At 71.1% G+C, this 21,773-nt stretch carries 16 protein-coding genes; 5 read left to right on the top strand and 11 right to left on the bottom strand.

Annotated features, from left to right (window positions below; genetic code table 11):
* Positions 1–26: 26 nt before the first annotated feature.
* On the top strand, positions 27–794 hold the full coding sequence (locus AC2EAQ_RS09390) for a 3-hydroxyacyl-CoA dehydrogenase (protein WP_484642555.1): 768 nt from the start codon (positions 27–29) through the stop codon (positions 792–794).
* A 10-nt stretch (positions 795–804) separates the two neighbouring features.
* Here AC2EAQ_RS09390 and AC2EAQ_RS09385 read toward each other — a convergent pair whose 3' ends face one another.
* From AC2EAQ_RS09385 to AC2EAQ_RS09350, 8 genes are all read right to left on the bottom strand, one after another.
* Entirely contained in the window at positions 805–3,585 is a 2,781-nt protein-coding gene (locus AC2EAQ_RS09385) for a winged helix-turn-helix domain-containing protein (RefSeq protein WP_484642553.1), read from the bottom strand.
* A gap of 1 nt (position 3,586) precedes the next feature.
* Positions 3,587–5,059 carry an aldehyde dehydrogenase family protein gene (locus AC2EAQ_RS09380; RefSeq protein WP_484642549.1) on the bottom strand — a complete coding sequence of 491 codons (1,473 nt, stop codon included), beginning with the start codon at positions 5,057–5,059 and terminating at the stop codon, positions 3,587–3,589.
* A gap of 19 nt (positions 5,060–5,078) precedes the next feature.
* Positions 5,079–6,227, bottom strand: coding sequence for an NAD(P)-dependent alcohol dehydrogenase (locus AC2EAQ_RS09375; protein ID WP_484642547.1), 1,149 nt, complete (start codon positions 6,225–6,227; stop codon positions 5,079–5,081).
* A 23-nt stretch (positions 6,228–6,250) separates the two neighbouring features.
* Entirely contained in the window at positions 6,251–6,931 is a 681-nt protein-coding gene (locus tag AC2EAQ_RS09370; RefSeq protein WP_484642545.1) for an OmpW/AlkL family protein, read from the bottom strand.
* A gap of 36 nt (positions 6,932–6,967) precedes the next feature.
* The gene (locus tag AC2EAQ_RS09365) at positions 6,968–8,044 is read right to left on the bottom strand and encodes a 2Fe-2S iron-sulfur cluster-binding protein (RefSeq protein WP_484642543.1); all 1,077 of its coding nucleotides are present in this window, start codon (positions 8,042–8,044) and stop codon (positions 6,968–6,970) included.
* 22 nt (positions 8,045–8,066) lie between these two features.
* On the bottom strand, positions 8,067–9,185 hold the full coding sequence (locus AC2EAQ_RS09360; protein ID WP_484642541.1) for a fatty acid desaturase: 1,119 nt from the start codon (positions 9,183–9,185) through the stop codon (positions 8,067–8,069).
* A 392-nt stretch (positions 9,186–9,577) separates the two neighbouring features.
* Complete coding sequence (locus tag AC2EAQ_RS09355; protein WP_484642539.1) at positions 9,578–9,889, bottom strand: hypothetical protein; 312 nt, start codon at positions 9,887–9,889, stop codon at positions 9,578–9,580.
* 365 nt (positions 9,890–10,254) lie between these two features.
* Positions 10,255–12,990, bottom strand: coding sequence for a helix-turn-helix transcriptional regulator (locus AC2EAQ_RS09350; RefSeq protein WP_484642536.1), 2,736 nt, complete (start codon positions 12,988–12,990; stop codon positions 10,255–10,257).
* A gap of 204 nt (positions 12,991–13,194) precedes the next feature.
* Here AC2EAQ_RS09350 and AC2EAQ_RS09345 point away from each other — a divergent pair, with 204 nt between their 5' ends.
* Entirely contained in the window at positions 13,195–14,169 is a 975-nt protein-coding gene (locus tag AC2EAQ_RS09345; RefSeq protein WP_484642533.1) for a tripartite tricarboxylate transporter substrate binding protein, read from the top strand.
* A 15-nt stretch (positions 14,170–14,184) separates the two neighbouring features.
* On the opposite strand, the gene AC2EAQ_RS09340 is transcribed toward AC2EAQ_RS09345, so the two are convergent.
* Complete coding sequence (locus AC2EAQ_RS09340; RefSeq protein ID WP_484642529.1) at positions 14,185–14,841, bottom strand: helix-turn-helix domain-containing protein; 657 nt, start codon at positions 14,839–14,841, stop codon at positions 14,185–14,187.
* Between the two features lie 201 nt (positions 14,842–15,042).
* On the opposite strand from AC2EAQ_RS09340, the gene AC2EAQ_RS09335 reads away from it, so the two are divergent.
* Complete coding sequence (locus AC2EAQ_RS09335; RefSeq protein ID WP_484642526.1) at positions 15,043–16,191, top strand: acyl-CoA dehydrogenase family protein; 1,149 nt, start codon at positions 15,043–15,045, stop codon at positions 16,189–16,191.
* A complete protein-coding gene (locus tag AC2EAQ_RS09330) occupies positions 16,188–17,006 on the top strand; it encodes an enoyl-CoA hydratase-related protein (RefSeq protein ID WP_484642524.1) in 819 nt (272 codons plus the stop codon). The genes AC2EAQ_RS09335 and AC2EAQ_RS09330 overlap by 4 nt, the downstream gene beginning before the upstream one ends.
* On the opposite strand, the gene AC2EAQ_RS09325 is transcribed toward AC2EAQ_RS09330, so the two are convergent.
* The gene (locus AC2EAQ_RS09325; RefSeq protein ID WP_484642522.1) at positions 16,933–18,387 is read right to left on the bottom strand and encodes a serine hydrolase; all 1,455 of its coding nucleotides are present in this window, start codon (positions 18,385–18,387) and stop codon (positions 16,933–16,935) included. The two genes, AC2EAQ_RS09330 and AC2EAQ_RS09325, sit on opposite strands and share 74 nt — an antisense overlap.
* A 306-nt stretch (positions 18,388–18,693) precedes the next feature.
* A complete protein-coding gene (locus tag AC2EAQ_RS09320; protein ID WP_484642520.1) occupies positions 18,694–19,758 on the bottom strand; it encodes a LacI family DNA-binding transcriptional regulator in 1,065 nt (354 codons plus the stop codon).
* A 134-nt stretch (positions 19,759–19,892) separates the two neighbouring features.
* On the opposite strand from AC2EAQ_RS09320, the gene AC2EAQ_RS09315 reads away from it, so the two are divergent.
* Complete coding sequence (locus tag AC2EAQ_RS09315) at positions 19,893–21,755, top strand: thiamine pyrophosphate-binding protein (RefSeq protein WP_484642517.1); 1,863 nt, start codon at positions 19,893–19,895, stop codon at positions 21,753–21,755.
* Positions 21,756–21,773 lie beyond the last annotated feature (18 nt).

Raw genomic sequence — 21,773 nt, 5'->3', positions numbered from 1 at the left:
GCTGCACCGCACTGCCCGTACACCCCATGGACCTGCAGAACCACACCTTCATCGTCACCGGCGGCGCCAGCGGCCTGGGTGAAGCCACGGCGCGCCGACTGGTCGCCGGCGGCGCACGCGTCGTGCTGGCCGACCTGAACGTCGCGGCCGGCGACACACTGGCCACCGAGCTGGGCGACGCGGCGTGCTTCGTGCGGGCCGACGTGACGTCGGAGGACGACGCCAGGGCGGTGGTCGACGCAGCGCTGCAGCGCTTCGGCGCGCTGCACGGGCTGGTCTGCTGTGCCGGCGTGGCGCCGGCCGAGAAGGTGCTGGGCCGCGACGGCCCGCACCGGCTCGACCTGTTCGCGCGCACGGTGTCGATCAACCTCGTCGGCACCTTCAACATGATCCGCCTGGCGGCCGACGCGATGAGTCGGATGCCGCCGAACGAGGAGGGCGAGCGCGGGGTGGTGGTGTGCACGGCGTCGGTGGCCGCCTACGACGGCCAGATCGGCCAGGCGGCCTACGCGGCCACCAAGGCGGGCGTGGTGGGCATGACGCTGCCGGTGGCGCGGGAACTGGCGCGCCACGGCATCCGCGTGATGACCATCGCGCCCGGCATCTTCGAGACGCCGATGCTCAAGGGCCTGCCGCAGGCGGCGCAGGACTCGCTGGGCCTGCAGGTGCCGTTCCCCTCCAGGCTGGGCCGGCCGGCCGAGTACGCCCAGCTGGTCGAGTCCATCGTGCGCAACCCCATGCTCAACGGCGAGACGATCCGCCTCGACGGCGCGATCCGCATGGCGCCGAAGTGAGGACGACGGGTCAGGGGATCAGGCGCAGGCCGCGCGCCTTGAGCACGGCCTGCTCGCGGGACATCACGCCGAGCTTGGCGTAGACGTTCTTCAGGTGCCACTTCACCGTGCCGGCGGACACGTCGAGCACGCGGGCGATGCTCTTCGTCGACAGGGCCTGGGCCAGCAGCCCCAGGATCTCCGTCTCGCGCAGCGACAGCGCCTCCGCCGGACGCTGCGGCGTCGGCGCCAAGGGAGCGGCGGTGTCGGCCGGGTCGGTGGCCGCGGCGAAGGCCACGCCGTCGGCCGGTGTCACCAGCCGGCGCAGCACGTCGCGCGCGAACGCCGACTCGGCCGCCGACAGGCCGGCACCCTGCACCAGCTCGCGCAGCAGCGTCGCCGCGGTGGCGCCGGCATCGATGAACAGGCGCAGCATCCGGCGCTCGTGGGCCTGCGCCAGGGCCTGGCGCGTCAGGTCCAGCGCCTGGGCGCGACGGCCTTGCTGCTCGTGGACCGCGGCCGCGCGCAGCCGCAGCATCGTGGCCTGCGCCAGCCGGCCGCGGCGGTCGCTGTCGGCGATCAGCGGCTCGAGCAGGAGCCAGGCCTGTTCCGGCTGGTCGGTCGCCGCCGCCAGCTCGGCGCGTGCCAGCTCCAGCAGCCGGCCGATGTCGGCAAGCGCTCCGCGGCTGTCGGCGCCGTACGGCCGGGCCAGCGCTTCCAGGCGACGCAGCGCCTCCCGGGCGGCCGGCCACTGGCCACGCGCCGCCTCGAACCGCACGCGCATCGCCAGGCTCTGCGCAGCCAGCCGGTCCGCGCCGTGGGCGCGCGCCAGGGCGTCCATGCGGTCCAGCACCACGAGGGCCGCGTCCAGGTCGCCGCGCGCAGCACACAGGAGAGCGCGAACCCGCCAGGCGTGCAGCAGGCTGTCGGCCATGCCGACCATGTCCACGACGCCGTCGAACTCGTCCAGCAGGGCCTCGGCCTGCGGCAGTTCGTCGGCCTGGTAGTGCGCCTCGGCGAGGTAGCACGCGACATAGGCCGACGGGTCGACGCCGAGGCGGCGGGCCTCGTTCAGGGTCCGACCCAGGGCCAGACGTGCCTGCTGCATGTCGCCCTGGGCCAGGAAGCTGATGCCGACGACGGCGTCGACGAAGGGTGTCGGCCGTTGCTCGGGCTGGACGCAGGCCCGGTGCGGGCGGTCGCGCACCAGATCCCGGGCCTGCTCGAAACGGTCGTCGCCGATCAGCGCGTGGGCCAGCAGGTTGCACAGCAGCATCTGGTCGAACGGCCGCGCCTGCAGCGGCTGGCCCAGGTACGGCGCCAGCAGCGCCAGCGCCGCGGCCGTGTCGTCCAGGCGCAGGTGCCGGAAGGCCTTGAGCAACTTGATCTCCAGCGCGACGTCGGTCTGCCGCGCACTCGGGTGCGCTTCGAGCGCGGCGATGGACCACTCGAAGTCGGCCAGGGCGCCGGCCATCACCTGGGCCCAGCCGACGCAGCGCAGCAGTTCCCCGCAATGGCGGGCGCGGTCGCGCGGCACCTGCTCGAACCACTGGAGCAGCTGCACCAGGCCGGCGCTGTTGAGCGTGGGGCGGGCCGCACGCTCCACCAGCTCGATGTGCAGGTCCTCGTTGCCGGCGGCGCGCGCATGGTGGATCGCCTCGGCGTACAGGTCGCGCTGCGCGAACCAGCGACTGGCGCTGTCGTGCAGCGCCGCCACCTCGGCCTGGGGCAGCGCCGCCAGCCGCTCGTTCAGGTAGGCGGCCAGCAGGCGGTGGAAGCGGTACCAGGGCAGCGTGTCGTCGAACTCGATCGGGATCACGAACAGGTTGTCGGCCTCGAACCGCGCCAGGACCTGCGCCGCCTGCGGATGGCCCGTCAACTGCGCGCAGAGTTCGCGGTTGAACCGGCGGCAGACGGAGGTCCGCACCAGGAAGTCGAGCTCCGCGTCGTCGAAGTGCTCGGCCACGCACTCCTGCAGGTAGTCGCGCAGGCTGTGCTCGCGGCTCGGGGTGAGCGTGTGGGCGAACCGCTGCAGGTAGGCCTGGGCGTCGGGCGCCTTGCGCAGCGACACGGCCGCCAGCTGCAGCCCGGCAGCCCAGCCGTCGGTGAGCTGGTGCAGCGTGTGGAGCTGGGTGGCGCTCAGGCCGTCGACGCGCTGGTTGCGCAGGAACTGCGTGGTCTCGTCGAGCGTGAAGCGCAGCTCGGCGAAGCCGATCTCGGTGAGCTGGTCGCGCACGCGCAGAGGCAGCAGGTTCAGCGCCGGCCGCGTGCGCGAGCTGATCGCCAGCTGGAAGTGCGGCGGGGCCAGTTCCAGCAGGCGGTCGATGAACTCGACGATGGCACTGCGGCGCACGAAGTGGAAGTCCTCGAGCACGAGGACGATCGGGCGCTCGTCGCGGTGCAGGCCGTTGACCAGTTCGGCCAGGAACAGGCGCAGCGACGACGGCGCGCCGGCGTGCGAGCCCAGGTCCCCAGGACGGGCGGGCAGCGCCAGCCCGACCGTCTCGAACGCCGCCGACAGGTAGGCGACGAACTGCGACTCGTCGTCCTCGGGCCCGAGGTTGAACCAGGCCACCGGATGCCCCGCGGCGGCCAGCTGCTTGCGCCAGGCCGCGCAGAGCACGGTCTTGCCGGAACCGGCCGGACCGACGATCAGCGTCAGCGGCGCCGTGCGCGCCAGCGCGGGCATGATGCCTTCGCGCATGACCACGGCGCCGCTGATGCGCGGCGGTGCCAGCCTGCTGCGGATGATCGGCGTGAACGCGGCGTCGCTGGTCAGCGAAGCCAGCGGCGCAGGGCTGCGCGCGGTCACATCACTGCACCTTCACGATCACCGACTTGGTCTCGGTGTAGTGCGCGAACACGTCCTCGCCGTTCTCGCGGCCCCAGCCCGACTGCTTGTAGCCGCCGAAGGGCAGCGCCGGGTCGGGCGACAGCTGCGTGTTGACGAACACGGTGCCGGCCTGGATGCTGCGGGCCAGCCGATGGGCGGCGCCGAGGTCGCGCGTGTACACGTGCGCCGCGAGACCGTAGTCGCTGTCGTTGGCGAAGGCGGCCAGTTCCTCGACGTCGTCGTACGGGGTGGCGGTGAGCACCGGGCCGAAGACCTCCTCGCGGTAGGCCGGGTTCTGGCGGTCGCTGGTGAGCAGGATCGTCGGCTCGACGAAGTAGCCCGGCCGGTCGACCCGGCCTCCGCCGATCACGACCTGCGCGCCGGCCGACACGCCGGCCGAGATCTTCGACAGCACGCTGTCGAGCTGGCGCGCGCTGACCACCGGGCCCAGCAGGCTGGTGGGGTCGCTGCCCGGCCCGATGGTGAAGGCGCGTGCCACCTGGGCCACGCCTTCGAGCACCTGGTCGATCATCCTGCGCGGCGCGAACAGCCGCGTGCCGGCAAAGCAGACCTGCCCCGAGTTGAAGAACACCGCCTGCGCGGCGCCCGGGATCGCGCTGGCCAGGTCGGCATCGGGCAGGATGATCGACGGCGACTTGCCGCCGAGTTCCAGCGTCAGCCGCTTCATGTTGTGCGCCGCCTCGGCCACCAGGCGCTTGCCCGTGGCGGTCGAGCCCGTGAAGCTGATCTTGGCCACGCCCGGGTGGCGCACGAGCGCGGCGCCGGTGCTGCCGTCACCGAGCACGAGGTTGAACACCCCGGGCGGGAAGCCCGCCTGCTCGATCAGCTGGGCCAGGCGGATCGACGAGTACGGCGTGTCCTCGGCCGGCTTCAGGATGACGGTGCAGCCGGCGGCCAGGGCCGGCGCGATCTTCCACAGGGCCAGCACGAGCGGATAGTTCCACGGCACGATCGCGGCGACCACGCCCACCGGCTCGCGCAGCGTGTAGGCGTGGTGGCTGCCGTTGGGCTGCAGCGCCGGTGCGATGCAGCGCCCGCTCAGCTTGGTCGGCCAGCCCGCCATGTAGCGCACCCAGTTCGCGCCCAGCGGCAGGTCGACCGTGCTCGAGAAAGCGATGGGCTTGCCGTTGTCGAGCGACTCGATCGCGGCCAGTTCGCCGGCATGGGCATCGATCAGATCCGCCAGCCGGTGCAGCAGCCGCTCGCGGCCGATCGGCGGCAGGTCGCGCCAGGCGGGGTGGTTCAGGGCCTGCTGCGCGGCGGTGACGGCGGCGTCGACCGTGGCCGCGGTGCTGCAGGGAATGTGGCCGATCACGGCTTCGGTGGCGGGGTCGTGCACCGCGCGGCGCGGCGCGGCGGCGTCGTCGAGCCATTGGCCGCCGATGTGGTTCCTGGCAGGCGGCAGCGTGACGGCAGAAGCAAGGGTGGTCATGGTGGGGCGTGCGGAAAAGTCAGAAGGTGACCACGGGTTTGACGACGGAGCCGTCCTCGGAGGCCTTGGTGGCCTCGTTGATCTGGTCGAACGGGAAGGTGCGGATCAGCTTGTCGAAGGGGAAGCGCCCCTCGCGATACAGGCCGACCAGCCGCGGGATCAGCTCCTGCGGGTTGCTGTCGCCTTCGAGGATGGCCTTGATGCCGACGCCGCGGATGATCATGCTCATGATGTTCACAGGCAGGTTGGCGTCCATCGGCGACGCGCCGAGCAGGCCGAGCAGGCCGTTGGGCAGCAGCGTCTCCGCGGCCTGGCCGATCACCGTCGGAATGCCGGTGGTGTCGAGCGCGCGCATGGCGCCGCCACCGCAGGCGGCCTTGACGGCGTCGATCACCTTGTCGGTCGCGCGCGGATCGATGCAATGCGTGGCGCCCAGCTCGATGGCCAGCGCACGCCGCCCGGCCTGCGGCTCGACGACGACGATCGGCGCGGCGCCGATGCAGCGCGCCGCCATCACCGCGCTCAGGCCCACGGCGCCGCCGCCGAAGACGACCAGGCTCTGGCCTTTCTCCATCTTCAGCGAGTTGAAGACGGCGCCCGCACCGGTCTGCACGCCGCAGCCCAGCGGCCCCATCAGTTCCAGAGGCAGGCCGGTGGCGTCGATCTTGACCACGCTCGCGGCCCGGGCGATGGCCATCGACGCGAAGGAGGACTGGTCGAAGAAGTGGCCGTGGATCTTCTCGTCGCCCTTGCGCAGCGGCGTGCTGCCGTCCTCCAGCCGCTGGCCGGCGAAGTTGAGCGGGAAGAACTGATAGCAGTAGGCGGGCTCGTCACGCGCGCAGTTGGGGCAGCCGCCGCAGTGCGCGAAGGACATCACGACGGCGTCGCCCACCTTCAGGTGCGTGACGCCGGCGCCCACCGCCTCGATGCGGCCGGCGCCTTCGTGCCCCAGCACGATCGGCAGCGGTGCCGGGAAGCCGTCGCGCACCACGAGGTCGGTGTGGCAGATGCCGGTGCCGGCCAGGCGCACCAGCACCTCCCCGGGCTGCGGTTCGGCGATCTGCAGATCCTCGAGCGCAAACGGCGCGCCGACCTGCCGCACGACGGCGGCGCGCACGGGTCGCTTGAAGGTCTGCTGAAGCGGTCGGCCTTGCGTGGCTTCACTCATGTCGCGGCTCCTTCGAGGCGGGGTCAGAAGCGGTAGCCGGCGCCGATGTGCACGATCAGCGGATCGAGCTTCACATTGGCCTTGGCGGGCGGGCCGCCGAGGGCGGGCACGGTCCCGGTCGCCGTGGTCTTGATGAAGATCTTGCGGGCATCGACGAACACCGACCAGTCGCGATCGATCGCCACGTCGAAGCCCGCCTGCAGCGCCGAGCCCCAGGCGCTCTTGACGCGAAGGCCGCCAATGTCGCCATCGTTGGTCTCGAAGACATGCGTGTAGTTGACGCCGGCGCCGACATAGGGCCGGAAGACGCCGAACTCGCCCAGGCTCCACGTGGCCGACGCGACGGCCGGGCCGTACTTGATCTTGCCGAGCGTGCCGGTCAGCGGCGGCACCAGGGTGTTGAGCGTTCCGCCGGTGGACAGGGTGGTGGTCGGCGGCACGCCGAAGGCCATCCGCAGGGTCCACCGGTCCGTGGCGCGGTAGCCGACCTCGAACGCCAGGGCCGTGTTGTCCTTGACCTTGATGAAGCCGCCGGGCACGGGCCCGCCGGCCACCTCGACGGTGGAACTGGCGTCCCATCCGACCTGGGCCGGGCCGACGCGCAGTGACCAGGGCGAGTCGCCTGCATGGGCGGCAGGCGCCGCGATGGCGACGAGGCCGAGGGCGCACAGCGCCTGGCGGGCGGGGCGAGCGAATGCATTCATCGTGAGTCTCCTGGTGGTGTGGTGGGGTGAGGCGGCTCAGCCCTGGGTGCCCGAAGGCACGAAGCGGTCGGCATGCATGCGGTCCGGCGACACGCCGAGCGACGCGAGGCGGCTCTCGACCGCGTCGACCATCGCCAGGTTGCCGCAGGTGAAGCTCGCCACGTTGCGGAAGTCGATGCCGAGCTCGGGCGTCAGCACGTCCGTGACCAGCCCGCGCGGGCCGTTCCACGGCGAGCCCTCGGGCTCGTGCGACAGCACCGTGAGCACGCGCACGCGGCCCGGCGCCATCGCCATGAGCCGCTGCAGGTGGTCCTCGGCGAAGCGGTCGCCACTGCCGCGCACGCCGAAGACGATCGTGAAGCGCGCGGTCGAGGACCTGCGCAGGCGGTCGCCGACGATGGACAGGATCGGCGCCAGGCCGGTGCCGCCGGCGACGCACAGGCCGTCGCGGTCCGGGTCGTCCACCTCCATCACGCCGAAGGGGCCCTCGACCCAGAACTTGGTGCCCGTGCGGTCCGACTCGAACAGCCACTCCGAGAACCGGCCGCCCGGCAGGCGCTTGATCAGGAACCCGATCTCCGTGGCCGCGCTGCCGTCGGCCGGCGGCGCGTCGTAGATCGAGTAGTGCCGGCGCATGAACGAGCCGGACTCGGCGATCGTCGCGTACTGCCCCGCGTGGAAGCGCAGCGGCGCGTCGAGCTTCAGGCGCAGCTCGACGACATCGCCGGGCCGGCGCCGCCACAGGCTCACCCTCGACGGCACGGTCTCGACCGGCAGCTGCTGGTGATGGCCCATCCTGACCTCGATCTCGATGTCGGTCCGGACCTTGGCCTGGCAGGCCAGGAAGTAGCCCTCGTTGAGCTGCTCGTTGGTCAGCGGCGACAGCGCCAGGTCGACCATCGGGCTCACCTTGCCGCGCACCAGCCGCGTCTTGCAGGCGCCGCACACGCCGACGCGGCAGTTGTGCGGGTACTCGATGCCCTGCTCGATGGCGGCCTTGAGCAGCAGGTCGTCCTTGTTGATGTCGAACGCCTCGCCGCCGGCCACGGTGACGCGGCAGGCCCTGGCGCGCGGGATGGCGTCGGTCTTGGGTGCGATGGAATCGGTGATCACGCCGCTGTCTCCTGTGGATGTGTCAGGCCATCGCGGAGCCGCCGTGCAGGCGCGCGCCCGGAGGGTTGAGGTCATGCCAGCCGGCCCGCGCGTTCTCGCGCCAGGCGATCTCGCGCTCCTGCGGCGAGGCGAAGCGCTCGTCCCAGTCGCGCAGGCGCGGCTTGATCACGGCAAACCAGATCGGCGGCACGAAGGCGGCCAGCACGCAGAGGAAGAAGTGCGGCTGCAGCGGGCCGTTGCGGTCGGGCTCCAGCTGGTAGAAGGGCTTGTAGCTGTCGTCGTGATGACCGGCGTGGTTGGTGATCTCGAGCGCCAGGATGCGCACCAGCGGCGTCAGGTGGTTCCAGGTGTGACGCTTCATGAAGCGCCCCGGCGTGGCCGACACCAGGCCGTAGTGGTTGACGTAGTTGAAGACCTCCAGCAGCAGGCGCGGCCCGAGCAGGCACGAGGCGATGCCGAGCGCCGCGCCCTTCCAGCCGCCGACGGCCACCAGGATGCCGGTGAAGACCGCCAGCTGCGCCATGCGGTAGACCCACGGGTTGCGCACGTCCCACCAGGCGCGACCGCGCTTGGTCCACATCATCTTCTCGAGGTGGTACGCCTCCTTGAACTGGCCCGGGAAGGTGCGCAGGAAGTGGCCGTAGACCGTGTCGCCGCGCCGCGCGTAGTCGGGGTCGTCCGGCGTGGCGGTGCGCATGTGATGCGTGATCACGTGCGTGATCTCGCGCCACGGGTCGAAGATCATGCACTGGCCCATGCGGCCCAGCCAGCGCAGGAAGGCGTTCTCGCGGTGGAACAGCTCGTGCACCGGCGGCGCCCCCACCACGAAGCCCAGGAAGATCATGCTCACGAAGGCCCCTGCGGCGGACGCCGTCGTCGCGAAGTGGTCCTGCCCCACGAGCCAGACGTAGAACAGCAGGTTGGCAAAGGCCGCGAAGACCGTCATCGTGACGATGACGTCGTAGATCCAGACCTGGCGCTGGTCGCGCATCGTGAAGTCGTTCTTCAGCAGCGCGTCGAACAGCAGCACCGCCACCAGTGTGGCGACCCCCAGCCACGTGTAGTCGCCGCCGCGCCACAGGCCATAGGCGTTGATCGCCAGGATGACCGGCGACAGCAGGTACTTGAAGTAGTCGAACATGGTTGATCTCCAGACCGCGACCACCCGATGCGAGTGGGCAGCTTGGAGATTCGCGCGCCGAAGTCGGGGTCACGCCCGACTTCGGTCGGGTTCGAATCAGGGTTGACCCAGGGCCTTGGGGCGGCCCAACCCCGACTACCGATGCGACTGGGCGTTCAGTCGAACAGCAACCGCAATGTGACTGCAGCCCAAAGCTGTCGCACCGATCGGCGCGGGCCGGACGTCAGCTCTGGCTACCAATGCGACGTAGAGCTCGATTCGTCGAGCGTCTCAGAACGACCCTTAGCCGTCCCTCCGACCCACCGCGCGAACCACCGATAACGGAGCTGAAGTGAGCGTTGGCGCGGCTTGCGGCGCCTCAGAGGCGCACGACAACCACTGACGCGTACCCATCAACCTGGTGTGGCGCAGCCGGAGCTTGGCTTCACCGTCGCCTCATGCAGGTCGTACCGAGATAACGTGATCGGCATGACCGCGGACACGAATACCGCGATGCAGCTGCCGTTGTCGGTCTTGCGAAACGTGAGGACGTCGCGCATGCGACCGTCGTCGCCGCGCACCGTTAGCCGATAGCTGCGGGGTGCGCCCACCGGCACCAGGATCGAGCCGCCGCCGGGCATGGGCACGGGCGTCATGCGCTGGCCGCCGTTGGCGTGCTCGAACTGGTCGACGACCGTGCCCTGGAAAGCCAGCTTGTCTTGCACCGGACCGGTCGCGCAGGCGCCGGCCCCGGCCGCTATCACGAGAGCAGTAGTGACGGACGCGACGGAGCGCCGGTCGCCTGCGGCGGGTGCGCAATGCATGCAATGAACCTCCCAGCAGTGCATCGATTCTGCGCGATGGCGCGCACCCGCGAGGACCGGGGTTCCACCACATCGACTGCCGTGGGCGAGCCTTTGTATGTCCACTTCTGGCCGGTTGATGACTCTGCGCGTGGAGCGCGCGACGACCGCAATGCGGTACGACCGGACGTTCACCGACACCCCTGTCTGATCTGGACGTCGCCTCCGGGCCCGCAGCAAGCAGACTGTGGTTTCTGTTTGATCGAACCCGCGGTCGTATCAGGCTCTCAGCGCGACAGCAGCAGCAGCGAGCGCGCCTTGGCCAGCGCAGCGGCGCGGCTCTTCACCTGCAGCTTGGCGTACAGGTTGTAGAAGTGCCACTTGATGGTGGGCACGGACAGGCTCACCCGGTCGGCGATCTGCTGGTTGCTCAGGCCCTGGCTCAGCAGCTCCAGCAGTTCGAGTTCGCGCCGCGTCAGGGGGTCCACGGCGGCGGCGCCCGCCTCCGGCACCGCGGCCGACGCGGCGGCCTGCACGGCCGCGGGCACGGCCGCGCCGCTGGCCTCGCGCAGGCGCTCCAGCAGTTCCAGCTCCTCCGGCCGCACCATGCCGAAGTCCTTGGTGGAGGCCTGCGACAGGATCGGACGCAGGCGCGGCGCCCGCTCGAGCAAGGGCTGCACCAGGCGCCGGCGCGCGGCCACGAACACCGCCAGCGCCAATGTGCGCTGGGCATGCTGCGCGTCGCCGCAGCGCAGCCAGGCCTCGGTGGCCAGCAGGTGCAGATGCAGCAGGTCGCGCCAGCGCTGCGCCGCCTGCGCGGCCTTCTGGTGCCGCTCGATGCGCTGCAGGGCGTCGCGCCCGTGACCCGCGGCCAGCGCCATCTCCAGGTCGAGCAGCACCCGCTCGGGATCGTTCTGGTCCTCGGCGCCTTCGAGCAGCGGCGTGTCCAGCGCCTGCCGGTGCGCGAAGTCGCGCGCCTCGTCGACCGCGCCCAGGAACAGCAGCCGGCGCACCTGCTGCACCGCCACCGCCCGCTGCGTGCGCGGCGCATAGCAGCGCACGACGGGGTCCAGGGCCTGGGGCGCGAAGGCGCTGTCCGCCAGCCCGTCCCACAGGCCGACGCAGGCCGTGAGGCCGTGGTGCGCGGTCTCGTTGACGCCGTGCACATTGGCTTGCGCCAGGCCGCGCAAGGCCATCTCGCGTGCCGCGGCTTCGCGCCCGAGATCGAGCAAGGCGCGGGCATGGACGAAGTCCATGGTCGAGACGACGGCCGCACGCTCGCCCACGGCGCGAATGACATGCGGTCGCTCTCGCGACAGGACGCTGTCGGCGGCGCTGGGGTCGGCGTCGGCCAGGTCGACGCAGGCTTGCATCGACGCGACCCATCCCCGGCCGTAGGCGCTGTCGCTGCGGGCGACCGCGCTGCTGGCGGCCTGCATGAACTGCCGCGCCGCTCCGAGGCGGCCGTGAGTCAGCTCCGCAACCGCGGCCGCGGTGGAGACGGTGGCCACGCCGAGCGCATCGCGGTCGCTGGCATGGGTCAACCACCGCTGCGCTTCGTCGCGCGCGCGGTCGATCATGTCCAGATGCACGCCGATGACCACGTGCAGCAGGCTCACCCGCGCGCGCAGCGACGCCGCGCGCTCGCCGCTCGGGTCGATCTCGGCCAGGCGGTGGTCGAGCGATTCCAGGGCGCTGTAGGCGCGCTCGTACTGCAGCGAGAAGCACAGCGACCACACGTACCACGCGTGCGCCTCGGGCGAGAGCGTCACGCCGGTGGACAGCAGCTGCTCCACCCAGCCGGCGTAATGCGCCAGCTGGCCCTGGTTGGCCGCCACGGACTTGGCGACGCGGTCGATCAGCTGGCCGGCCAGCGTGGGCGCCGGCGCGTCCAGCGCGGCCTCCAGCGCGGCCACGTCGTCGCCGCGATCGGCATGCCACCGCGCGGCGCGTTCCAGCACCTCCTGCCGGCGCCCACGCGGCAGCCGCCGCGCGCCCTCGGCCAGCAGGTACTGCCGCAGCAGGGTGTGCATGCGCAGCCAGCGGTGGCTGCGGTCGAGCGGAAAGATCAGGATGTTGCGGCGAAGCAGATCGTCGAGCCACTCGCCGGCCTCGTCGCAACCCGTGACGTGGGCCGCGAAGTCGGCGCTGAACTCGCGCACCAGCGCCAGCTCCATCAGGAACGCCACCCGCCGCGGCGCGAAGCCGGCCAGCACGCGCCGCGTCAGCACCTGGGCGATGTCGTGGTCGGTGCCGCTGAACCGAAGCGCGACGTCGTCGGGGGCCACGTCCTGGGACATCAGCACCTGCAGCAGGCGCGCCGCCGCGGGCCAGCCCTCGGTCTGCTCGAGCATGCGCTGCAGCATCGGCCGCGGCGGGTCGGCCAGGCCGGCCTGCTGCAGCAGGCCCCGCAGGCACTCGATGTCGAGCGCCAGATGCGGCGCGCGCACCTCCACCGTGGACAGTTCGAGCTTCGCCCGTGTCGTGTCCAGCGGCAGGTCCTCGGTGCTGGACAGCACCAGGCGCAGCATCCGCCCGCTGCCGAACACCAGCCGCTCCAGCATCGGCGCCAGTTGCGGGTCGGTGCACATCTGCAGGTTGTCGATGAACAGGACGGTGGCGCTGTCCAGCGTGGCGATGTGGGTCAGCAGGCGCTCGGCGCGCTCGCGCGGGTCGTCCGGCATGGTGGGCGCGGCGGCGGTGTCCCGCTCGTCGGAGGGGACGGCACCCTCCGCGTCGGCGATGCGCTCCTGCAGCGCCGCCGACATCCAGTTCAGCAGCGACGCGACGCTGGTGTCGCGGTCGTCCAGCGTGAGCCAGGCGCAGCGCACCTCGCGCTGCTGCAGGGTGCGGTGCAGCTGGGCCAGCAGCGTGGTCTTGCCGTAGCCCGGCGGCGCGCACACGACGACCAGCTTGGCCAGCACCGCACTGCGCAGCAGCACCTGCAGGGCATGCGGCAGCAGCGGCTCGAAGGCCGTTTCCGGCGGCGCCAGCTTGCCTCTTGGAACGGCAGTCGCAGTCATACCTGATGGAGGGTCGGCGCAGGCCCCAGCCGCCACGCCAGACTTAAGTATGGAGCGGTGGGCTGGAATGTCCGAATCGGCCCCCCGGGACCGGGTTCGCCCTGATCGGCGTCCCGACTTTGGGCGTGGCTCCGGCGGCAGGCCGCTGCCTAGGCTCGCGCTCCGGGTGTCCCACCCGCCCCATCACCCGACACGGAGACCGAGATGATCAATCGCCGCGCCTGCACTTCGCGTCTGCTGGCTGCCGCTGCGCTGCCGGCCTGGACGAGCCCGACCCTTGCCAACGATGCCGTGGTGCGGTGGGTGGTGCCGTTTCCCGCCGGCGGGCCGCTCGACGCCGTGGCGCGCCGGCTGGCCGAAGGGGTCGGCCCGCGCGTGAAGCACACCATCGTGATCGAGAACAAGGCCGGTGCCAACGGCTCGATCGGCACCGCCGAGGTGGCCCGCGCCGCGCCGGACGGCCGCACCTTCGCGCTGGCGATCCCCGACTCGCTGATCAGCGTGGCCTCGCTGGTGAAGGCCCCGCCGTACGACGCGCGCCGCGACCTCACCCTGATCACGCAGATGGTGGCCTCGTCCGTGGTGCTGATGGCGCACTCGAAGCTGGGCGCGTCGTCGATGGCCGAGCTGATGGGCAAGGCGCGCCAGGCCAAGCCGCCGATCGGCTACGGCTCCTGGGGGCCGGGCACGCTGCCGCACCTGGTGATGAGTGCCATCGAAGCCCAGAGCACCGCGACCTTCACCCACGTGCCCTACCGCGGCGCGGCGCCGGCCCTGCAGGACCTGGCGGGCGGGCAGGTGCAGCTCGGCTTCGGCCCGGCCCACGTGGCGCTGCAGTACCAGCAGAAGGGCCTGGCCACGCCGATCGCCGTGACGGGCCAGCGCAGCGCGCTGCTGCCCGACGTGCCGACGCTGGCCGAGCAGGGCTTCAAGGGGCCGGTGGAGGAGTCGCGCATCTGGTTCGCCCTGGTCGGCCCGAAGGGCCTGCCGGCGCACGAGGTTGCGCGCTGGTACGACGCCATCGGCGCCACGGTGCGCACGCCGGAGTTCGAGAAGTTCCTCGCCGGCATCGGCTTCGTGCCCTTCATGAGCACGCCGCAGCAGTTTGCGCAGAACCTGGCCCGGGAGCACGTGGTCATCAACCAGCTCATCCGCAAGCTCGGGATCAGCGCCACCTGACGCTGCGCGGCCCCCTCACCCCCTGGCGGCGCCCGGGGCCTTGCCCGCGGTGGCGGTGGCCTGGGCGGTGGCGAAAGCGACCGCCATCTCGAAGCTGGCCTTCATGAAGGTGAGCAGCGTGGCGAACTGCTCGTCGCTCAGGCCGCGCGCCGCGTCGTTGGCGCGATAGATGTTGGCCAGCTCGCGCTCGCGCCCGGCCTGCACGGCCAGGCGGCCCACCCCCAGGCTGTCCAGCGTGCCCCACAGCTCCGGGTTGTAGGAGCGCGTGAGCCGCATCGCGAAAGAGATCGGGTCGTGCCGCCCGAGCACGCTGGCCAGGCGCAGGATCACCTCGAAGGGCAGCGCCGCCTTGCCGCTTTCGGCGCTTTCCAGCAGGCCCGCGTCGCCCAGGCCGATCACCTGCTCGAGCTCGGCCGTGGTCAGGCCGGCCGCTTCACGCGTCTGGCGCAGCGCGCGGCCCGCCTTCGCAATGGCGGCCTTGTGGCGCGGGTCGGTGGCCTTGACCTTGGCCATCGTCAACGACATGTCGGCCACGTTGCCCGCCACGCTGAGCGCCGCCTCGGCCCAGGACCGCACCTGCTGGGCGGCCTCGACGATCTTGCCGGCGCCGGCGGGCCGCGCCGTGCGGTCGCGAGTCGATGGCGGTGAACCTGCGCGAGGGCGTTGAGTCATGGCGGTGGCCTTGGTGGAGTGCGTGCAGCTGCGGATCGAGCGCCGTGAAACATAGCCTCAGGGGCCGCGACGGTCCCCTCCCGAAGCGGGGAGGGGCGGGCCACGGCGGTGACAACACGCGGGCGGACCCGACTTCCGTCGGGGGCCCGCGGCCACGGCCATGGGCAGCATCCGGGGTCGACCACCCCGCCCACCACCCCGATGATCCTGACGCCCGAGCAGACGATGGTTCGCGACGCGATGCGCACCTTTGCGCAGGAACGGCTGGCCCCCTTTGCGGCGCAGTGGGACCGCGAGAAGTCGTTCCCGGCCGACGCCCTGAAGGAGCTGGGCACGCTGGGCGCCCTGGGCATGACGGTGCCGGAAAGCTACGGCGGCGCCGGGCTCGACACGATGAGCTTGGTGCTCACGCTGGAGGAGCTGGCCGCCGCCGACGGCGCCACCTCCACCATCGTCAGCGTGCAGAACTCGCTGGCCTGCGGCATTACCCTGCGGTTCGGCAGCGAGGCGCAGAAGCAGCGCTGGCTGGTGCCCCTGGCGCGCGGCGAGGCGCTGGGCTGCTTCTGCCTGACCGAGCCGCACGCGGGGTCGGACGCGGCCGCCCTGCGCACCACGGCGCGGCGCGACGGCGACCACTGGGTGATCCACGGCGTGAAGCAGTTCATCACCACCGGCAGCCGCGCGCACGTGGCCATCGTGCTGGCGGTGACCGACCCGGGCGCGGGCAAGAAGGGCATCTCCTGCTTCCTGGTGCCCACCGACACGCCGGGCTACCGGGTGGCGCATGTGGAGCACAAGATGGGCCAGCACGCCAGCGACACGGCGCAGATCGTGTTCGACCAGTGCCGCGTGCCGGCCGACGCGCTGATGGGTGCGCCGGGCGAGGGCTACCGCATCGCGCTGTCCAACCTGGAAGCCGGCCGCATCGGCATTGCGGCGCAGTGCGTGGGCATGGCCCGCGCCGCGCTGGCGGCCGCGCTGGACTATGCGCGCCAGCGCGAGACCTTCGGCAAGCCGATCGTGGAGCACCAGGCGGTGAACTTCCGCCTGGCCGACATGGCCACGCAGCTGGCCGCCGCGCGCCTGATGGTGTGGCACGCCGCGCAGCTGAAGGACGCCGGCCTGCCCTGCCTGACCGAGGCGTCGATGGCCAAGCTGTTTGCCAGCGAAGTGGCCGAGCGCGTCGCCAGCGACGCGATCCAGGTCCACGGCGGCTGCGGCTACGTGAACGACTTTCCGGTGGAACGCATCTACCGCGACGTGCGCGTGTGCCAGATCTACGAAGGCGCCAGCGACATCCAGCGCATGGTGATCGGGCGCGCGCTGGCCCAAGGAGACCACATCCCATGAGCACCACCCAACCCGCCGTGCGCACCGAGGTGCGCGACCACGTGGCGCATGTCACCCTGGACCGCCCGGCCAAGGCCAACGCGCTGGACGTGGCCGGATGGCTTGCGCTGCGCGACGCCTTCCGTGCGCTGGACGCGCGCGACGACGTGCGCGTGGCCCTGCTGGCGGGGGAGGGCGCACACTTCTGTGCCGGCATCGACCTGGCGGTGCTGGCCGACCTGCGCGCGCACAGCCGCGCGACCACCGGCTCCGACAGCCGCAACCGCGAGCGCCTGTGGCGCTGGATCGTGGAGCTGCAGGGGTGCGTGAACGCCATCGAGCAGTGCCAGGTGCCGGTGATCGCGGCGCTGCACGGCGTGTGCTACGGCGGCGGCGTGGACATCGCCTGCGCCTGCGACCTGCGCTACGCCACGCGCGACGCCCGCCTGTGCGTGAAGGAGGTGGACATGGCCGTGACCGCCGACCTGGGCGTGCTGCAGCGCCTGCCGCGGCTGGTGGGCGACGGGCGCGCGCGCGAGCTGGCCTTCAGCGCGCGCGAGTTCAGCGGCGACGAGGCCGAGCACATGGGGCTGGTGAGCGGCGTCTTCGAGACCGTGGACGAACTGCGCCGCGGCGTGCAGGCCATCGCCGAGAACCTGGCCGCCAAGCCGCCGCTGGCCCTGAACGGCACCAAGCGGGCGCTGCTCTACGCCCGCGACACGCGCGTGGCCGACGGCCTGAAGCAGGTGGCCGACTGGAACGCTACGGCCTTGCTGGCGCAGGATGTGGCCGAGGCGATGGCGGCTGCGGCGCGGCCAGCAGCGCGGGCAGGATGACGCTGCGCAGGATGCGGTTGGGCGGTGCGCTGCCCGAGTTGTAGTCGCCGCCCGTGAAGACGATCACCAGGTCGTGCTCGGGCATCAGGATGATGCGCTGGCCGCCATTGCCTTGCGCCGCACTGAACAGCACACGCTGCCGGCCCCCGGGCGTGTCCGCGTCCAGCTCGCGCTGCCACCAGAAGAAGCCATAGCCGTTGCCGCCCAGCCGCGACGCCGGCGCCAGCGACGCCTGCACCCACGCGGCCGGCACCACCTGCCGCCCCTGCCATCGGCCCTGCTGGGCGTAGAGCAGCCCCAGCTTGAGCAGGTCGCGCGGCCGCAGATGGATCTGCGAGAACTCGCGGTTGCGCTGGGTGAGTTCGTAGTTCCAGCGCCAGTCGTCGCGCCGAATGCCCAGCGGGCCGAACAGCGCCTCCTGGGCGAAGTCCGGCAACGCGCGGCCCGTGGCGAGCTCGGTAAGGCGCCCCACCACCGCCACGCCGCCGGAGCAATAGCGCCCCAGGGTGCCGGGCTCGGTTTCCATCGGCAGGTCGAGCGTGGCCTTCACCCAGTCGGCGGTCTCGTACAGCAGCGACTCGTTGCCGGGCGACTGGGCGTCCCAGTCGTTGCAGGCCAGCCCCGGCTGCATGGTGAGCAGGTGGCGCAGCGTGATCGCTCGCTTGCGAGCGTCCGGGTTGGCGTAGTCCGCATAGGGCAGCTGGGGCAGCACCGGGGCGTCCAGCGCCGGCTTTCCGGTGCGGGCCTGGGCGATGCCCGCCAGCGTGCCCACGACCGACTTGGTGGCGGAGCGCATCTGGTGCGGCCGTTGCACGCCATAGCCGTAGAAGTATTCCTCCAGCACCAGGCGCCCACGGTGATGGATGAGCACGCCGTGGACGTCCTCCCACTCCCCGTCGAGCACCCCCTGCACGACGCGCTCGAGAACGCCGCGATGCAGCGTGGTTTCGCCGTCGGCCACGCCACCGGCCGCGATGCCGTCGCCCAGGTCGCGCGGGGCGGCATAGCGATAGCGCGGCGCCGGGCCCCGCGCATGCGGCCAGGGCCAGGCGAGGTCGGCCGCGGCCGGGCTGACCTGCCGGGAGACGCGCCGCTGCGTCTGCCCCCGCGTGACGAAGCCGTCCACGTCGCCCGCCGCATTGCGGGTGAAGACCACCTCGTCGCCCGAGCGCGTCAGGAAGGTGTCGCCGCCCACCCGCCGCAGCGGGTACTTGGCCTCGTCGATGACGGCGAAGAGCGTCTTGCCATCCACCAGCTCCAGCTGTGCGCCCCGTGCGTCGGCATAGACACCGACGTAGTCGCCCAGCGGCGCAGCCGCGTGCGCGGTAACGCCGCACAGCGCCACAACGAGAGCGGCCCACCGCTGGAACAGGATTGGCAAGCGGCTCTCCTTGGCTGGTGGCACTGCGAGTTCATGATAGCGGTGCGAGTTTGGCTGCTGGAACGAGCGCGGGGTGGGTAGGCGCTGACAGCGACCGTACGGGCAGACTCCGACGCGGAAGGCGTCAAGACTTTCGGCGACCGTGCGCAGCAGGACTCGACGCGGAAGGGAGCGTGATTTGCAGGGGGACTGAAATGCAGCGGTAGCTGCCTATGACCATCGGGCTGCGAACGAACCCTAAGCATCAAAGAGCCGTCTTTCGGCCTCGTGCGCCATGCCAGCGCAGTCATCGACGTGCGCAGTAGGTCATCGCTTGCGGGGGGCTGGGCCGGTGGTATCGCGCCGAACGAGCTGAATCGGGAGCGTTTCGCGGACGGGCGCCTGGCCGACGTGGCCCGGTCGCATCCGCTCCAGCAGCCGCGCGGCTGCCGTGCGCGCCATCGCCTCCACCGGCTGGCGCACCGTCGTGAGGTTCACCAGCGGTGAGCCGGCGAGCGGGATGTCGTCGAACCCGATCACCGACAACTGAGACGGCACGTCGATGCCCCGCCGCCGTGCTGCCTCGAGCACACCTAGAGCGATGGTGTCGTTGCCGGCGGCAATCGCGGTCACCTGCGGATGTGCCGCGAGCAACCTCATGGTGTTGGAGTAGCCGCTCTCGGTCGTGTAGTCGCCCCACAGCAGTGGCACGTCGTCGACTCGCACTCCCGCCTCCTGGAGGAACTGCAGCGAGCCGCGTGTGCGGTCACGGCTGGTGGACGTGTTCTGCGGGCCCATCACGAGTCCGACGCGCCGATGGCCGAGCTCCCAGAAGTGTCGGGCCACCTCGATGCCGGCCTGCACGTTATCCACCTCAACCACGTCCACGTCCACGTCTTCAACCGATCGCACGGCCAGCACGAGAGGAATCCCGCGGCGCTTGAGTTCGGCCACTACCGGCGAGTCGAGCGTGGCGGTGGCGAAGATCATGCCGTCGAGGTAGCCGTCGATCAGCGGCCGGAAGGCGAGCAGCTGCTCGGGGTCGCGCATGGAGTCGATGAATAGCGTGAGCTGATAGCCGGCCTCCTGCAGGGCGTCGTGCAAATGCTCCAGCAGCAGGGTCATGAATCGGTTGTGCAAGGCACCGACCACAACGCCGACCATGCGCGTGGCCGACTTGCGCGAGCGCCGACCCTGCGCCGGGACGCGATAGCCGACGGCGGACGCCGCCTTCTGTACGGCCTCCCGCGTGCCGGCGCTGATGGCGCTGTGGCCGGTCAGCGCACGTGAGACCGTCGACACGGAGATGCCCAGCTGATGCGCGATGTCCTCCAGACGCGGCGTCCCGCCGGGCGAGCCGCTCGACTTCTTTGCATTCTTTGCATTAGGCATAGGGCGCATATTAGCCATAGCGGCACCCGATCCGTTCGGGTTTTCTCCTAATGTTTGCACTGCAATTGCATACGTTTGCGTTGCAAACTGCACGCACTCCACTTCCCTCTCTCCAGCCCTCCGAGGTTCCACCGATGAAGCTCACCACCAGCCACGTGATCGGCAAGGCGCTCAAGGCCTACGGCGTACCGTACGTGACCGGCCTGCCCGGCCACGGCAACTGGAACCTACTCGACGCGTTCAACGACAAGGGCTCCGACGTGCCGGTGGTGCAGGTGATGCACGAGCAGGCCGCGGTGCACATCGCCGACGCGCACTACCGTGTCACCGGCCAGCCGATCGCGGCGGTCACGTCGATCGGCCCGGGCGCAGCAAACACGGTGATGGGGCTGGCCAACGCCTACTGCGACTCGACCGCGCTGCTGCTGTTGACCGGCAGCGCCAGCACCCACATGCGCGGCCACGGCGTGATGCAGGAGATGGACCGCGAGAACGTGCCCGACTTCCTGCAGGTCACGCGATCGGTCACGAAGCGCAACTTCGACCTCTTCCGACCCGATCACACACCCTTCGTGATGCACCGCGCGTTCAACGCGATGCTCACCGGCCGGCCAGGCCCCGTGCACGTCGAAGTGCCGCTGGATGTGCAGAGCGCCTTCACCGACATCGACGTCGCCGACCTCGACAAGCGCCTGCCGGTGGGCAAGCCGCGCGCGGACGCGAAAGCGATTGAAGCGGCGATCGCGCTGCTGCTGAAGGCTGAGCGGCCCTGCATCGCAGTCGGCGGCGGAGCGATCACGAGCAACGCCAGCGCGGCGCTGAAGACGCTGGTCGAGCGCCTCGGCATCCCCGTCGTCTTCACCTGGAACGGCAAGGGTGCGCTGCCCGAGGACCACCCGATGAACGCCGGCACGGTGGGCTGGCCCGGCTCGCTCACCGGCAACGGCTTCGCATCCAAGGCCGACGTGATCCTCACGCTCGGCTGCCGCTTCACCGACTGGTCGGCGTCGTCGTGGCGCAAGGGCGTCAGCTTCTCGATCCCCGACAGCAAGCTGATCCAGGTCGACATCGACGCGCGCGAGATCGGCAAGAACTACCCGGCCGAGGTCGGCATCGTCGGCGACGTGCGGCTGGTGCTCGAGGACCTGAACGCCGGCATCTCCGACGCCCAGGCAAAGGCCGCGCTCGGCCGGCGCGAGGCCTACCACGCCGAGCTGCGCCGCGGCTGGGCCGAGTGGGACGCGATCCAGGCCCCGCGCCGCAACCACGACAAGATTCCCACCACGATGCTGCGCACGCTGCGCGAGCTGCGCAAGGTGCTGCCGCGCCACGGCATCGTCACCGTCGGCTCGGGCCATCCGCAGTCGAGCACGAAGCAGGACTTCCCGATCTACGAGCCGCGCACCCACATTACCCCGGGCAGCTACTCGCCGATGGGCTTCGCGCTACCGGCAGCGATCGGCGCCAAGCTGGCGAAGAAGGACGCGCCGGTGGTCTGCATAATCGGCGACGGCGACTTCATGATGTGCGTGCAAGAACTCGCCACCTGCGTCGCCTACCAGATCCCTGTCGTCTTCCTGGTGCTCAACAACGCGGGCTACATCAGCATCCGCGACGGCCAGGACGCGCTGATGGGCCGCAACATCATCAGCGAGTTCAAGGACCGCCGCACCGGCCAGCCCTACTCCGCCGACTTCCCGGCGCTGGCCAAGAGCTTCGGCCTTGAGATCGGCGTGCGCGTGCAGCGCGTCGAAGATATCGGCCCGGCGATCAAGCGCGCGCTTGACGCCAACGCGCCCGCGCTGGTCGAGGTACCGATCACGCGCGACGTATCGATCGCTGCAAGCAACGTCGTCGGCTGGTGGGACTTCCCGCCAGTGCCGACCGCGCCGCAGGGGGTGCGCGACGACTACGTCAACGGTCTCGCCGCCGAGCAGCACGAGGGTCGCGACACCTCCCGCGTGCGCATCGTCAAGGCCGAAGGCGCCGTCGGCTGACGCCCGACGCCGACCACC

The organism is Aquabacterium sp. T101, assembly GCF_057219775.1.
The sequence above is the reverse complement of the archived record's forward strand: the minus strand, read 5'-3'. Positions and strand labels throughout refer to the sequence as shown.

Bases quoted from the DNA above. Each gene is read 5' to 3' on its own strand.
- AC2EAQ_RS09390 (WP_484642555.1), top strand. From the start codon at position 27: ATGGACCTGCAGAACCACACCTTCATCGTCACCGGCGGCGCCAGCGGC.
- AC2EAQ_RS09380 (WP_484642549.1), bottom strand. From the start codon at position 5,059: ATGACCACCCTTGCTTCTGCCGTCACGCTGCCGCCTGCCAGGAACCAC.
- AC2EAQ_RS09375 (WP_484642547.1), bottom strand. From the start codon at position 6,227: ATGAGTGAAGCCACGCAAGGCCGACCGCTTCAGCAGACCTTCAAGCGA.
- AC2EAQ_RS09370 (WP_484642545.1), bottom strand. From the start codon at position 6,931: ATGAATGCATTCGCTCGCCCCGCCCGCCAGGCGCTGTGCGCCCTCGGC.
- AC2EAQ_RS09360 (WP_484642541.1), bottom strand. From the start codon at position 9,185: ATGTTCGACTACTTCAAGTACCTGCTGTCGCCGGTCATCCTGGCGATC.
- AC2EAQ_RS09350 (WP_484642536.1), bottom strand. From the start codon at position 12,990: ATGACTGCGACTGCCGTTCCAAGAGGCAAGCTGGCGCCGCCGGAAACG.
- AC2EAQ_RS09345 (WP_484642533.1), top strand. From the start codon at position 13,195: ATGATCAATCGCCGCGCCTGCACTTCGCGTCTGCTGGCTGCCGCTGCG.
- AC2EAQ_RS09340 (WP_484642529.1), bottom strand. From the start codon at position 14,841: ATGACTCAACGCCCTCGCGCAGGTTCACCGCCATCGACTCGCGACCGC.
- AC2EAQ_RS09335 (WP_484642526.1), top strand. From the start codon at position 15,043: ATGATCCTGACGCCCGAGCAGACGATGGTTCGCGACGCGATGCGCACC.
- AC2EAQ_RS09330 (WP_484642524.1), top strand. From the start codon at position 16,188: ATGAGCACCACCCAACCCGCCGTGCGCACCGAGGTGCGCGACCACGTG.
- AC2EAQ_RS09320 (WP_484642520.1), bottom strand. From the start codon at position 19,758: ATGCCTAATGCAAAGAATGCAAAGAAGTCGAGCGGCTCGCCCGGCGGG.
- AC2EAQ_RS09315 (WP_484642517.1), top strand. From the start codon at position 19,893: ATGAAGCTCACCACCAGCCACGTGATCGGCAAGGCGCTCAAGGCCTAC.